This window comes from Vibrio coralliilyticus ATCC BAA-450, assembly GCF_000176135.1.
In the GTDB taxonomy this organism is placed as follows: domain Bacteria; phylum Pseudomonadota; class Gammaproteobacteria; order Enterobacterales; family Vibrionaceae; genus Vibrio; species Vibrio coralliilyticus.
This window is the reverse complement of sequence record NZ_ACZN01000016.1, coordinates 485,465-500,286: the sequence shown is the minus strand read 5'-3', so window position 1 is coordinate 500,286 and position 14,822 is coordinate 485,465. Positions and strand designations below refer to the sequence as shown.

The following is a 14,822-nucleotide window of genomic DNA, read 5'->3' as shown; positions in this document are numbered from 1 at the left end:
ACCTTCTAATTAGTGAGCGTTTAAAGCTGACTTGCTAACTTTCCCATTAGGGAGCGTGGGTAAGCTATCAACGGAGTAATATCGGGAGGGTTGCATGTAGTAAGGCAATACTTTTGCCAGTTGTTCTTTGATCACTTGCACATCAACGTTGGACTGCTGAGAGGGCACATAAAAGGCAGTCAGGTAAGATGCCTTACCGTCATCGCTGCTATCCACAATCACTGCAGCGTGAGAAATGCTGGGCATCGCTTGTAGTTGAGCTTCAATTTCAGCCAGCTCAATTCGGTGACCTCGCAGTTTGATTTGTGAATCGGTTCGGCCATGGAAGAGTAACGCGCCGTCTTCTCGGGTACTCACCAAATCGCCTGTGCGATACATTTTTTCTCCACTCTGGGGATGATCTACAAAGCGTTCTTGAGTAAGGTCGGCACGTTTGAGGTAACCTTTCGCCAGAATGTCTCCGGCCAAATACAATTCACCGCACTGCCCTTGTTTTACCGGCTGTAAATCTTCATCAAGGACAAGCACTTCTGCGTGTGGAATCGGGCGACCAATCGGCACAACTTTTTCTACGCACTGTGGCTGACAGTACCAGTGACAGGCAAAGATGGTGGCCTCTGTCGGCCCGTAGAGGTTGTGGATATGACCCGGATACTGCGCGGAAAGGTCGTCCACCAAGCGTTGCGGCAACGCTTCTCCACCAGAGAAGATATGCTCTAGCGAGGTACATTGTTGCAGTACATCCGCATCGACAATGATACGCAGTGCGGTTGGCACAAATTGGGCGACAGTGACCTGATGTTGCTCAACGAAGTCAGCCAACAGCACGGGGTCATACTTAGCGTCTTCAGCAATCAGTGCACAGCTTGCTCCAGTCATCAGAGGCCAGAACATTTCCCAGACTGAAATATCAAAGCTGAATGTGGTCTGATTCAGTACCCGGCTGTTTGTCGTCAGTTGAAAGGCATTTTGCATCCAGTTGAGGTAATTCACCACCGTATGATGCGCGATCATCACGCCCTTAGGCTTACCGGTTGAGCCCGAAGTGTACATGATGTAACACAAGCTCTGTTCGTCTACCTGCGGTAAGTCTGGGGTTGTCGCGCTGGAAAAATCTATGCTATTCACATCCAACGTTGGAAGATCATTGCTAAGCCAATCCATGCTATTCAAATTGTCAGTGATCACCAGTTTGGCTTCCGAGTGCTCTGCCATATAAGCGAGGCGATCGCTTGGGTAATAAGGATCGAGCGGTAAGTAACAAGCCCCTGATTTCAAAATACCCAATATGGTCGCAACAAGGTTATTGCAGCGATTCATGTAGATGCCGACAACATCGCCTGATGTAATGCCAGAGCGGATTAATGACTGAGCAATATTATTGGCGCGCAGTTCCAGTTGGCGGTATGTGATGTTTTCGCTGTCACTTCGCAGAGCGATATTATCCGGTGTTTTGGCGCACTGATGAGCAAACTGACGGTGGATCAATTTTGACATTGTATTCATCTCCCCATATTTAATCGTTATTCATCTCCGGCTCCCTGCGAGCCGGAGACACTCCGCATTACAGAGATAATGTGTCTGAAATCAGAGCCAAGTATTGTTCTGCCAGCAAGGTGATCTGCTGCTTGGTAAACGCCGTGCTTTCATAATCGAAATTGAGGGTCAACTGCTCGCCGTCATCGACAGTTAGAGTCAAATCGCATCGAGCGGATTGCTCAGCGATGTGTTGAACTTTCATGCGGCAGCCTTGCACCTCTGTAGCTTCCGGCATTGCAGACAGATAATTAAACGTGACAGGGAAACGTAGTTTCTCGAGCCAGCCTTTGCTTCGCATTTCATCAGCAAGTTCTAGGTAGGACACGGACTGATTTTCTATCAACGAGTAGATCGCTTTGCTGCTGGCTTCAATCAAGCCTACAACGCTATCCACCTGATCAACCTGTTCGTGGTAGGTGACCATGTTGACGAAACAGCCGAGCTGACCATCGTTCTGACAAAGAGCTCGATTGGAGACAGGCAAGCCAATCGTTATGTTGTGATAACGAGTTTCGTGGTTTAACACGAGATTAAACAGCGTGAGTAACACGACATACGCCGTTGCATTGTGTGCGTGCGCAAAGTCTTTTATCGCTTGGCTGAAAGGCTGGGAAAGTTCCACAACGTAGCCTTGTGGTGACGGGTAATCCGCTTTTGGGTACAACGAACTGTCCGCTCCTTTTGTCAGATAGCGATTCAATCTCGACAACCAAAATTGCATCTGGCTTTCTTCATCCACCATCGCACCGCGATGCTGTTTCAAGCTCAAGTGGTGTTGGTGATGCTGGGCAAAACCATAATCTCCTGCCATATAAGCGCGGTAAGCTTGAACAAATTGCTCAAAGAATATGCCAATGGAATCATGGTCAAACACAGCGTGGTGGACACGAACAACGATCACATGCTCATCGTCACTATTGCTCAATAACGCCAGGCGAATCGGCGGCTCTCTATCAATGTCGATGTCCGGCATGTCTGCCATATCCAGCAAATCACAATGCGACATTTCACTGAGTTTGCCCGACACATGCTCAACCTTGCGGTGCGGAATCTCTACTTTACCTGCACCATAGCCACCTTCTTTAGCGGTAAAGTTATCGAGATCGAATTGAGTAGTCAGGATTGGGTTGCTGGCCAACACCCGATTGAGGCACCATTCCACGCTCTCCGAACTTGCCTTTCCTTCAAGGTAAATACAAAACGCAGGCTGGTAGGCTTTCGGGTTAGCGCTGGTTTGTTCTAACGTCAGGAAGTAAGCCTGTTGCGATGTGAGCGGTTCGAATTGCGCTTCTTGATTCTTCTCATTTGGAGTGGATGTCGCGTCATCCAAGTCATCTGCCAGATAATAAGGTACAACCGCAGCCAATTTACGCGGCGTCGCATTGCTGAAAAAGAGCTTGAAATCTATCTCGCTGTAGAGGCGGCGTCGAATCAGGGTTCTGGCACGCATCGCCTGCAAGGAATTCCCGCCTAAGTCAAAGAAGTCATCATCAACCCCTAGGCCACTAAAACCGAGCACTTCTTGCCAGATGTCTACGAGGTCCCGTTCAAGGTCGTTAGCGGGTACGCTGCGATCATAATTCAGCTCTGGCCTTACTGGCGCAGGCTCGGGCAGACGAGCGCTATCGAGTTTTCCATTCGGTAGTTTTGGAAAGCTTTCAAGGTAAACAAATTGAGCGGGCATCATCGCGCTCGGGCAGCGCTCGCTAAGGAAAGCACGTAGATCCCAAGCACTTGGTTTTTTGTCCGTCAGCAAGTAAGCCACCAGCCCACCATTGACCATTTTCACCGCAGCGTCGGCTACTTCACTATGCTGACGAAGATTGGCTTCTATTTCGCCCAACTCAACTCGCACTCCGTGAATTTTCACCTGACGATCTTTGCGACCCAGGCACACCATGTCTCCGTTTGCGTTGAACTGACCCAAATCTCCGGTGCGATGCGCGCTATGGCCGCGATGAGAGAAGAAACGCTCTGCGCTCAATTCAGGTCGATGACTGTATCCGCGAGCCACGCCCGGGCCGCATATACAGATTTCACCCACGCTGCCGTCTGTCACTAATGCGCCCTTTTCATCGAGTAGAAACAACTCACTTCCTGCCAACGCTTTGCCTATAGTCACGGGCTGGTCTGGCTCTAACTCAGTAAACGCACAGTTTGCAACGGTTTCAGTCGGGCCATATAGGTTAAACAAACGCACATTCTCGATGCTGTCGAACGTACGTTGCTTAATGTCTTCACCGATAGGTTCTCCGGATAGAAAAACAGTTTCAGGCAGAGACAGCGCGCTATCGACTGAGCAGCGGTAATTGAGTAATTCATTCCATATTGTAGGGACACAGTAGATCGCCGTGTTAGTTCGGTTCTGATACCAATCAAAGAGTCGTTGCGGGTTATTCAAAGTACCTTCAGGAAGAATATGAAGGGTGTCACCACGTAGCAAAGGAGCAAACAATTGAGTCACCGCAGCCGCAAAGCTTAGAGAGGAGGTGAGCGGTAGGGTTACCTGAGTTTCAGGCCATAAATCATGATTAAACCAATCGAGATAATACGCCATGCTACCATGTTCAACTTCTACCCCTTTTGGCACACCCGTCGAGCCTGATGTGTAAAGGGTATAAGCCAAATCAGAATGGTTTACCTTCGGCAATGATTGGCAGTGTAGAGTGCCAGCTAGATCAAGCGCTGCAACATTCAGCTTCTCTGTATCGCACTCAGCCATGCTCGGTTTCTTGCTCAGTAACTCATCAGTGATGATGAGGAATGCATCGGAATCATCCAAGATTTGCTGAATGCGTTTTGTCGGCTGGAACGAAGAGAGAGGCACATAACTGAACCCAGCTTTCATTACCCCCAGTATCACCACAGGCAACATCAGGCTAGGTTCAAGGTAAACCGCTACTTTGCCTTTATCACCATCAGGATATTGATTAACTAAGTAGCTCGCTAATTGGTTTGATTGCAGCTCAAGCTCAGAATAGGTCAGCGACTTGTCTTTGTAGATAACCGCTATTGCCTCAGGGGAAATCGACGATTGCATTGAAATAGTTTCAAATACAGGATTGTTATTTTTCACAATATTTACCTCGCTGGTTAAGGTATTCCTGAAGTCATGCGAGAATATTTTCTTGCTGACCGGTTTCTACAAATAAAAGTTAGACATGAAAACTTAGGATTTAATTAAGGAAACAAATTGCTTTTAAGCATCAAAGTTTTTAAGGCAGAGATAGAGTGGAAATAAAAACCAAATAACAACCACTTATGGAGATAAAACTTACTTTAAATTCAATATTATCAATTATAAACTGACTTTAAATTGACTATAAACAGACATAAAAAACACTTTGGAATTAAATTTAATTTCTTTTTATAAATGAAGAAACAACTCAAACATAATCATCAAGTAATAATGATAAAACATTCATTAGTAACCTACACCGCCAATAATATTCTTTACTCATTCAATCTTAATTAAATATTAAGTTTTCAAAGCTAGCTTGCTAAATACGCAATAATTAACGGTTTAATGAGGTCGTTTTATGAGTAATGTAGAGTCCACTAAAAAGATATCTGAAATCATGATGCTGCCTCTGGCAGCCAAAGCACTCAATGTGGCCGCAGAACTGGGGCTTGCCGACTTATTAAAAGAGGGCTCGCTCGACATCGACGCACTTGCTTTAGCTTGTAATGCGGATAAGACTGTCCTGCTAAATACGCTTAAGGTCGTCGAGCTGTTTGGTTTTTTTGATGTTGAAGATGATCGAATGATCAGCAATAACACGCATTCCATGCTGCTTCTTTCCGACCACCCCCAATCTATGCGACATTTCTGCCGACTGTTCGGCGAAGAATATTATCGCGGCTATGAGGGGCTACTCCATACCTGTAAAACTGGAGACTCCGGATTCAAACACATCTATGATCAGATGCTTTACCAGTATTTAGAATCCACACCTTCACGTTCCTCCGTGTATGATCTCGCTATGCGTGACTTTTCAAGACCAGTGGGCGCAGAGCTCGCCAGAGTTTTTCCAGATATGTTCAGTTTTGCGGGTAGCTTAATGGACATTGGCGGCGGAAGCGGCGTAATTACCGCAGAGTTACTCCATCGCTACGAACATCTGTCTGGGTGTATCTTTGACCGAGAAGAAGTGTGCGAGCAAAGTTGGCAGTACCTGCCCAGCGACATTCACGACAGAGTCGAGGTCTGCTGCGGCGATTTCTTCGATTCTATCCCCTCTGGCTACGATATTTATCTGCTGAAAAACGTCCTGCACAACTGGAATACACAGTCTTGTAAAGACATACTCGACACGGTTGCTCGATCGCTAGAAGACAATCGCCTGCTGGTGATTGAACCTCTCGTTGAAGACGGTGAGCGCTCTCCACGACTGCTGTTCAACGCCCTGTTCCAATCGGTTATCTGTGAAGACGGCACCCATCAACGCAGCTTAAGCGATATGGAAAAGCTACTCGCCAAATCAAATCTACGCGTCGCCCGTAGTGCAAAACTCGCCACGGGACACACTGTGATGGAAGTGATGAAAGGCTAACCAAAAGTTACGCACTAAAACTAAAGATTCACAAACCAAATTATCAACAAGTAAAGGCTAAGCATTTAATATGCTTAGCCTTGTTATATTTTTGAGTTTTACTATTTACTGTAATGATAATCAATACAACCTTTGACTCTCATCCCGATCTTGGACATCATCTCCCTCCTTTACCCTGATACAATTCTTATTAAACTCGGCAGAATAAGATGGCTCTGACCCATAAAGACTACTTAAAAATTGCATTTCCTTTCATCGTTTCTACTGTAACTCAGCCCTTGTTGGGGGCGGTGGACACTGCCGTGATTGGTAGGCTCGGTGTCGCTGAGATGATTGGTGGTGTAGCGGTCGGTACGGTCATCATGAACACCTTGTATTGGCTATTTGGCTTTTTCCGAGTCAGTACCACAGGGCAAAGTGCGATTGCGTTAGGTAAAAACAGTCCAGAAGAGCAAGCGAGCAGCTTATTTCGTCCTTTCGTACTTTCGCTCAGCCTTGGCTTGATTTTTATTGCATTGCAGTCCGTGATTTGGATGGGTGCAGAACTGATTATCTCCCCTGATCCAGTCGTGGCAGAAAACACTAAGATTTACTTCGATATCATGATCTTTGGTGCGCCATTTGTACTGCTGAATTACACCGTGATTGGTTGGTTAATGGGGCAGGCGAAAGCCAAAGAAACCTTGTTCACGCAAGTGTTTGGCAACGTGCTTAACATAGTGCTGGATGTCGTATTTGTGTTGTACTTCGACATGGGAATTGCTGGTGTTGCGTTGGCGACACTTATCGCGCAAATCTCGACGTTTGTTATTGGTGCGGTGCTGGTGTTGAGAACCTGTCGTTTTCGTTGTTTGATTACATTCAGACCGCAAAAATGACGCGTAAAGATCTCAAAGTCATTGCATCTTCCAATATGGATTTGTTGTTACGTACTGTGTGCCTGCTTGTGTTCTTCAACATGATGGCGCGTGTAGGCTCTCAACTTGGTTCTGATGTGCTCGCAGTGAATGCAATCTTGATGCAAGTGACCTTCATCGTCAGCTACATGTTTGATGGTGTGGCGAATGCGTCGAGCGTCTTTGCAGGTAAAGCGGTTGGGCAGAAGAATCCAACATTGCTTGATAACGTGATTAAGCTAAACACGCAATGGACCGCAGCGTTCGTCGTTGTCTTGACCTTGCTGTTGGTTCTTTTCAAACACCAAGTGGTGACGTTGTTTACCACTTTGCCAAACCTTGTTGAGCTGTATTTAGATATGAGCCCTTGGTTATTGGTGTTCCCATTAGTTGCGGGTTTTGGTCTTACGTTTTACGGCATCTTTACCGGCACGGGGACGACGCGACCAGTGCGTAACTCTACCTTCTTAACCATGGTGGTGTTCTTAGTGACCCAATTTATTGCGGTGCAATACTGGGGCAATCACGGTTTGTGGCTGGCATTTACTGTGTTCTACGTTGGACGCTTTGTTTTCTTGTACCCAAGCATCATTCAGGTGAAGAAAAAATGTCTTTAGTCATATTAAATGGACGTCATTTCATATCATTGTGAATCAAACCAATCGCGATAGTTCGCATTGATGATGTGAGGGAAAAATAAGCTGAAATAACTACTCCAGACGGTTTTATTGCACAAAATCACGTGATAGCATTGTTATGTTATAATGTTACATTTGTTTTGGTGTCGTGATTTCTCAACCAATACTCTCCGTTAATAATTTCAGCCTTGCAGACTCAGAACGCACACTCTTCAAAGACATTTCTTTTGAGCTGTTCCAAGGTGAAGTTCTTGCCATTATGGGACCTTCTGGCATTGGTAAATCCATGTTGTCGAAAGCCGTCGCAGGTTTTTTGCCGTCTGATATTTGGGTGGACGGAAGTATCCAGCTTAACAGCAGTGAAGTCGCAAAAACTGGCATGTTGCAACGCAGTCATTCGCAGCGTCCAGCGGTCATTTTCCAAGATGCACTCAAAGCGCTGAATCCATTGGCGTCTGTCGAACAACAACTGTGTTTGGCGTTAACGGGCAACAAAACACGCTTGTCTTCAGCAAACAGAGAAACGGTGACGACCTTGTTGTCTCAACTCGGATTTACGGATCCAAAAGCAGCATTGGCGCAGCACCCAAGCCAGTTATCTGGTGGTCAGCGCCAGCGTATTTGTATTGCGATTGCGTTGCTTGGTAGTGCCAACTTGATCATCGCTGATGAGCCCACCAGTGCGCTCGATCCAATAACTGAAGCGGAGATCCTTGAGTTGCTACGCAGTAGTGTTCAGCAGCGCAACATCAGTGGTTTGTTGATCACGCACGATCTATCTGCTGCTTTGGCGTGTGACAAAGTCTTAGTGATTGCGGACAACACCATGGTGGCTTATGGCGCACCATGGCAAGCCATTCAGCAAAGTTCGCATCCTTTCTGCCAACAACTTGCGCAACTGCTGCCTTAACCTCATCTCTGGAGCCTATTTTGACTAAGCACAACTTGAGCGGGCACACGCAGCCTAAATCGGCGGAAGTTCGCTTTGAGCAAGCCAGTGTTCACTATTACTCCAAACCAAGTTGGTTAGGGGGCAAACCGTTTAAAGCGCTTGAACAATTGGATCTTGCTATCGACACACAGAACATTGCGATTGTTGGTCCTTCTGGTGCGGGTAAATCGACCTTGATTGAGCTTCTTTTTGGTCTTCGTAAACCCACATCTGGTGAAGTGTATGTGTGTGGCTATCCGCTATCGCGTATGTCGGCTAATCAGCGCCAAGAGTTGTGTCAGCACATTCAACTGATTCCGCAAGAGCCGCAATCGAGCTTGAATCCGTATTACAGTGTTCGCCAGATCTTACTGGAGCCGCTAAGCAATATTGGTGTAACGCAAGGGCTCAATGAGAAGGTCGAAAAGGTATTGGCGGATGTCGGCTTGGAACTCACTTTGCTGGATCGTAACCCACAGCAATTATCAGTTGGGCAAGCCCAACGTGTGGCTATCGCCAGAGCTTTGATTGTTGAGCCTTGTGTGTTGGTTGCCGATGAGCCAACCAGCAGCCTAGATCCCGTCAGTCGTAAACAGATTCTCGACCTGTTAACAGGTATTCAAAAGAGTCGTCAAATGCGCCTGATTTTGGTGACACATGACCTCGATGCTGCACAAACCCTATGCGATGAAATCCTGGTGTTAGACAAAGGACGCGTTGTCGAGCACGGCACAACACAAAGTGTGGCAAATAACCCATCGCACTTGATCACGAGAGCATTAATGAGCGCTCAACACAAAAGTAATGAATTCACAAAAACCATTGGAGAGGTTTCTTATGCACCTTAGTACTCCCAAGTTAGCTTTGTCGCTAGCCTTAAGCGCACTGCTGACCGGTTGTTTTGACTCTGGCGAAAGCAAGCCAGAAGCGGAAAAAGCAGCGGCACCGCAAGCAACGGAAATTCGCGTTGCCATGATGCAGCCACCACGCACAGGTTTGTCGCCACTTTCAGATGACGCGTTCAAACTGTCACGTTGGAGCACGGCAGAAACGCTGGTGAACCTAAACGATCAGTCGGTAGCAGAGCCTATGCTGGCAACAGAGTGGGAACAAGTTGACCCGAAGACGTGGCAATTTACGGTACGTAAGGGCGTGAAATTCCACGATGGTTCTGACCTTGATGCCAACGCGGTCGTGAACTCTCTGCAAAAAGCATTAGATGCTGCACCAAAGCCACGCATTTTGGATGGTATCGAATGGCAAGTTCGCGCATTGGACGACTTCACTGTTGAAATCAAAACGACCTTTAACGATCCATTGTTGCCAAGCCGTCTTTCTAGCCCACAGCTAGCGATCCTTTCTGGTGCTGCATATCAAGAAAACGGTCGTGTTGTGCCAATCAATGCGGGTACGGGTCCATTCGTTCTGACAGAAATCAACGGGACAACCAGCGCAAAACTGAAGCGTTTTGACGGTTACTGGGGTGAAAAAGCGAAAGTAGATAGCATTTTTGCGGAATACGTACCAAACGGTTTTGCTCGTGCTGCAGCGCTGCGTACCGGTGAGGCGGATGTCGTTGAAGCGGTTCCTGTTTCGCAAATCGCGATGATGGAATCTTCACAGCTGCACGAAGTTGCAATGCCACGTACCAACACGCTTTACCTAAACAACAAATCAGATGTGTTTAGCCAGTTCGGTTTGCGTAAAGCAGCGGCTCAAGCGGTTAACCGTGAGCAAATCATCAAAACGGTTTACGAGAACCACGCCGATTCAGCGAAAGGTCTGTTAGGTCCAGCATTGGCATGGGCTCAACCAATTCGTGATGCGAACCCTCGTATGGAAACCATGGAAATGCGCCACGCGAACGGTGAGAAGATCACCATCGGTACATTTACCGACCGTGCTGAGTTGCCAGAAGTAGCGGTGCTGCTAAAGCAACAACTTGAAGCGGCAGGCTTTGTGGTTGAGCTAGATGTTCGTGAATACGCACAAATCGAAAACGATGCACTAGCAGGTAAGTTCGATGCGTTCTTGTTGTCACGTGCAACGGTGCTGGATTCTGGTGACCCAGTGGCGTACATGCAAAGTGACTTTAGCTGTAAAGGTTCTTACAACCTAGGTCAGTTCTGCTCTGAAGAGGTGGACGCAGCATTGAAACACGCTGATCGTCAACCTTTGGGTGAGAAACGCCAACAAGCGATCATCGAAGCAGAAAGCAAAATCCTTGAGCAATACGCTGTGATTCCACTGCTTCACGAGCGTGTAATCCAAGGTGAGAGTAACCGCGTAAAGAATGCACAACGTGACCCACGTGAGCGTCGTCTGATCGACCAGTTTACTGAGGTGAACTAACTCGATGTCGTCTGTTGCCAACATGCGCTCTCGTTGGAGCGCTTGTATGCCTGAATGGTTTACGCGTTTTTTGTCGCGCTTCCTGTCTCTCGGGGTAGTGGTTGTTTTGGTGGGTTTGATGCCGGATATTGCCGGTATCGATCCAAGCCAATCAATCCTCCGTGCTCGTGCGGGTGCTCAACAATTGCTGACGGCAGAAGCTCTGCAAGCAATTCGAGAGGATCTTCAACTTGACCGCAGCGCTGCTGAGCGACTGTGGGATTGGTTGACGCTTGCCATGCAAGGTGACTTAGGTGTCTCTTGGGTGAGTGGCGCATCCGTAATGGAGAGCGTTCAACAAACCGCAAAAACGTCGCTATTACTGATGGTTACAGCGTTAGGTATGGCATTTGTAATGTGCATGGCGAGCGTGCTTTACACTGTGCGTCGTTGGCAACAGAATCGTTTAGACAAACATCATGACACGCTCAGTTCGGTGTTGGTTTCATTGCCTGAGTACGTGATTGCTTCATTGCTGATCATGGTGTTTTCCATTTGGTTGGGCTGGTTCCCGCCTTATGGTTGGCAAGGCGTGCAAAACCTCTGGCTACCAAGTTTGGCAATGGCATTGCCTGCTGCTGGCTTGTTCGGTCGCTTGCTCAATGACAGCCTCAAGCGTGTATTAGATGAACCTTGGGTGATCACTTGGCTATCGGCGAACGTCCGTCAGTTTCAAATCTTACGCTTTGCCTTGTGGCGTGCCGTTAGTAACTTGATTCCTCAAATCGCAATGACGGTGATTGGTTTGACCGGCGGCGCGGTTGCTGTGGAACAGGTGTTCTCCATTCCGGGTATCGGACGACTAATTTTAGGCGCGGCGAAGTCACAAGATCTGCCGATGTTGCAAGGAGGCTTGTTGGTGTTGCTGGTGTTCTCGATGCTGATCAGCAGTGCGAGCATCTTATTGCAACGCTGGTTACTCGGGCACAGTGTCACAAGTGGCAAGTTGATCAGCAGTCACAGTACGTTCCGTTTTACCCAAAGCACCACCAAACGTATCGTCAGTGCGACAATCTTTGCCTTGCTGATTGGTTGTGCGGGGTGGGCGTTAATGCTCGATCCTTACACCATCCAATTTACCCGCCTTGAATCGCCAAGCTTAGTAGCACCGTTTGGTGCCGATGCAATTGGTCGAGATCTGCTTGCTCGTGTTGGTGGCGGTATGATGTCGACTATCAAAATGGGCATCATCGCAACGTTCCTAAGTTTGGTGATTGGTTTGCTGCTCGGCTTCGTGACTCGTTATAGCCAAGGCTTAATTGAGATCACCAAAGGTGTGCCATACATTGTGGCGGGTCTGCTGATTGCTGGCCTAACGGGGATGAATCCAAACAGTGCTTTGATTGCGATTGTTATGGTGTCGTGGGCACCATTAGCCGCGCACTGTGCAAGCTTGTTGATGGAGGCCAAAGCGCAGCCTTATACGCATCTTGCGCCAATTTGGGGAACCAGTCAGTGGCGGGTACTCCGTTACTACTTGTTGCCTTATGTGCTACCGCCATTGATTCGTCACGCGTTTCTACGTTTGCCGTACATTACGCTCAGCCTGACTTCTCTGAGTTTTATCGGACTTGGCGTTAAACCGCCAGAACCTGAGTGGGGCTTATTGATTGCAGAGAATCTGCCTTACATAGAGCGCTCGCCATTGGGTGTCTTGCTGCCAATCTCAGGTTTAGTTTTGATGGCAATAGCAATCAATCTATTGTTCGATGATTAGGAATGAGTCGCTTCTAATCATCGATTCCTCCATCTCCCACCACCTATCAATTACACAACTATGCAGCTAACAGTAAAAATTAATATGAATTTAACTGCATATCATATTGCCATGTATCACAGTTTGCCAGATAACAAACTTATCAATTAAAAGACCATAAAAATCTCATAACTAATTGAAAATGTTGATTTTGAGATCTAGAACATTAGCTCTACCTATGAATTACATCTTTCTCATTTTTATTATTTGATATGCATTCATTTTTATAAAATATGTTAATTTTAACATTTTTATAACTTAATCTTTTGTGAAGAATTGAATGGATTGTTTAAAAAGGAGTCACACATGCAAGTAAGCATAACAACAAAAAAATCCATTCTCGCGACTGTTATCAGTACCACCATGCTATCGGGGTGTTTCTGGGACGATCCACGTGAGGTGGCAAAATACGTCAGTGAAAACATCGATAGAGATGAAGTCGTCAGCCACCTAGTGACACTAGAAGGTTTGGCTTCTGCCACTACAGATGGCAATTCCATTACTCGTGCAGCAGGCACCAAAGGTTACGCCAACTCGGTTGAGTTCATTGTCGAAACCATGAAAGAACATGGCTACATCGTTACTACACAAGAGTTTGACTTCCGCGCTTGGGAAGAGCTAGCAGGCACGAAAGCCAACGTCGATGGCAAAGATCTCATCAGCGTACGTGAAGCCGATGAAGGTGTTGAAGCAGACTTCGCCGTCATGTCTTACTCAGGTAACTCCAATGGCCAGGTCAGTGGCGAGCTCGCGTTCATTACACCAGACTTCCGCTTTGATGCACCCGATTACGACAGCACTGATGGCTGTGAAGCATCTGACTTCACAGGCAAAGACGTAGCAGGCAAGATTGCCGTTATCCAGCGTGGTGGCTGTGCATTTGACGCAAAAGTTGTCAACGCAGAAAACGCAGGAGCGAAAGCGGTTATCGTCTTCAACCAAGGCAACGATGAAGGCAGAAAATCTGTCGTTAACGGCACGCTAGGCAGTGATACGAAAGCGACAATCGCCGCTTTGGGCGCGCGCTTCGATCTTGGTCAAGAGTGGTACAACAAAGCACAATCTGAAACGGTATTGGCAAATCTTACGGTCAATGTGAAAGATGAAGACGTCGTAACGCAAAACATTCTTGCAGAAACCCCTCGCGGTAACGACGATCAAGTCGTCATGCTTGGTGCTCACCTCGACTCTGTTCCAGAAGGTCCAGGTATCAACGATAACGGCACAGGTACGGCTGGCCTACTTGAATACGCCGTGACCCTATCTGAGCTTGAAGTACCAGTTAAGAACAAAGTTCGCTTCGCATGGTGGGCAGCTGAAGAAGCAGGTCTAGTAGGCTCTGAGTACTACACCAATGACTTGTTCCAACCAATCTACAATGACGCACAAGCTCAGATTCTTGAAGAACTTGGTTTGAAAGATCCAAGTGAGCTAACGCCTGAGCAAGTAGAACTGGTTGAAGCTCGTTACACTGAGCTCAATAAAGTGAAGCTGTACCTGAACTTCGACATGATTGGTTCACCGAACTACATCTATGGTGTGATGGACGGCGACTTGTCTGATACTAAAGACAGCCCAGATAACGCTTACACTGGTGATTTCAAACCGCCATACGGCACATCTGACATCGAGTCTATCTTCCAGGAGTTCTTTACTGATAAAGAAGAAGCGACCATTCCTCAAGCTCTGTCGAAACGTTCTGACTACGCAGGTTTCGCTGACTGGGGTGTTGCATTTGGTGGCCTGTTCACTGGTGCAGAGAAAGTGAAAACAGCTGAAGAAGTTGAGAAATTCGGCGGTGACATCGATGTGTCTTACGATAAGTGTTACCACCAGGCGTGTGATGACGTGAATAACGTTAACCAGAACGCGCTTTACACCAATACTCAGTCACTTGCTTACGTAACAACTTACTACGCGATGAGCAAACAGTTGTTCCCAGAGCAGCCGGCAGAACCAGAAGTGAAAGCACAACGTGCCTTCTCTACTGGTGAAGCGCCAAAAGAGAAACTACGCATTGGCGAAAGACTTAAAGCAGCCGACAGCGTCTCTGACCACGATCACTTCCACGGTGACTTTGATCAAGACCTAAAATAATCACCTTTCGTAATACAAACG

The 14,822-nt window shown here is 47.2% G+C and carries 8 protein-coding genes and 1 pseudogene; 7 read left to right on the top strand and 2 right to left on the bottom strand.

Annotation, left to right across the window (positions count from 1 at the left end):
• Positions 1-9: 9 nt before the first annotated feature.
• The gene (locus tag VIC_RS13425; protein ID WP_006960483.1) at positions 10-1,497 is read right to left on the bottom strand and encodes a non-ribosomal peptide synthetase; all 1,488 of its coding nucleotides are present in this window, start codon (positions 1,495-1,497) and stop codon (positions 10-12) included.
• 67 nt (positions 1,498-1,564) lie between these two features.
• Positions 1,565-4,615, bottom strand: a complete 3,051-nt coding sequence (locus VIC_RS13420) for a non-ribosomal peptide synthetase (RefSeq protein WP_006960482.1) — start codon at positions 4,613-4,615, stop codon at positions 1,565-1,567.
• Positions 4,616-5,078: 463 nt separating this feature from the next.
• Here VIC_RS13420 and VIC_RS13415 point away from each other — a divergent pair, with 463 nt between their 5' ends.
• The 7 genes and pseudogenes from VIC_RS13415 to VIC_RS13385 all read left to right on the top strand — a co-directional run bounded on the left by VIC_RS13415 (position 5,079) and on the right by VIC_RS13385 (position 14,801).
• Positions 5,079-6,092: a methyltransferase gene (locus VIC_RS13415; protein ID WP_006960481.1), complete on the top strand. Its 1,014-nt coding sequence runs from the start codon at positions 5,079-5,081 to the stop codon at positions 6,090-6,092.
• 209 nt (positions 6,093-6,301) lie between these two features.
• Positions 6,302-7,605: pseudogene (locus tag VIC_RS13410) on the top strand (MATE family efflux transporter).
• Positions 7,606-7,774: 169 nt separating this feature from the next.
• Positions 7,775-8,536, top strand: coding sequence for an ATP-binding cassette domain-containing protein (locus VIC_RS13405; RefSeq protein ID WP_006960480.1), 762 nt, complete (start codon positions 7,775-7,777; stop codon positions 8,534-8,536).
• Positions 8,537-8,556: 20 nt separating this feature from the next.
• Entirely contained in the window at positions 8,557-9,405 is an 849-nt protein-coding gene (locus tag VIC_RS13400; protein ID WP_006960479.1) for an ABC transporter ATP-binding protein, read from the top strand.
• Positions 9,395-10,909, top strand: a complete 1,515-nt coding sequence (locus VIC_RS13395; RefSeq protein WP_006960478.1) for an ABC transporter substrate-binding protein — start codon at positions 9,395-9,397, stop codon at positions 10,907-10,909. The genes VIC_RS13400 and VIC_RS13395 overlap by 11 nt, the downstream gene beginning before the upstream one ends.
• Before the next feature lie 4 nt (positions 10,910-10,913).
• On the top strand, positions 10,914-12,665 hold the full coding sequence (locus VIC_RS13390; protein WP_006960477.1) for an ABC transporter permease subunit: 1,752 nt from the start codon (positions 10,914-10,916) through the stop codon (positions 12,663-12,665).
• 345 nt (positions 12,666-13,010) lie between these two features.
• A complete protein-coding gene (locus VIC_RS13385; protein ID WP_006960476.1) occupies positions 13,011-14,801 on the top strand; it encodes a M28 family metallopeptidase in 1,791 nt (596 codons plus the stop codon).
• Positions 14,802-14,822: the final 21 nt, after the last annotated feature.

Excerpts from the sequence above, each read along its gene's own strand:
- VIC_RS13425 (WP_006960483.1), bottom strand. The coding sequence starts at position 1,497 with ATGTCAAAATTGATCCACCGTCAGTTTGCTCATCAGTGCGCCAAAACA.
- VIC_RS13415 (WP_006960481.1), top strand. The coding sequence starts at position 5,079 with ATGAGTAATGTAGAGTCCACTAAAAAGATATCTGAAATCATGATGCTG.
- VIC_RS13395 (WP_006960478.1), top strand. The coding sequence starts at position 9,395 with ATGCACCTTAGTACTCCCAAGTTAGCTTTGTCGCTAGCCTTAAGCGCA.
- VIC_RS13390 (WP_006960477.1), top strand. The coding sequence starts at position 10,914 with ATGTCGTCTGTTGCCAACATGCGCTCTCGTTGGAGCGCTTGTATGCCT.
- VIC_RS13385 (WP_006960476.1), top strand. The coding sequence starts at position 13,011 with ATGCAAGTAAGCATAACAACAAAAAAATCCATTCTCGCGACTGTTATC.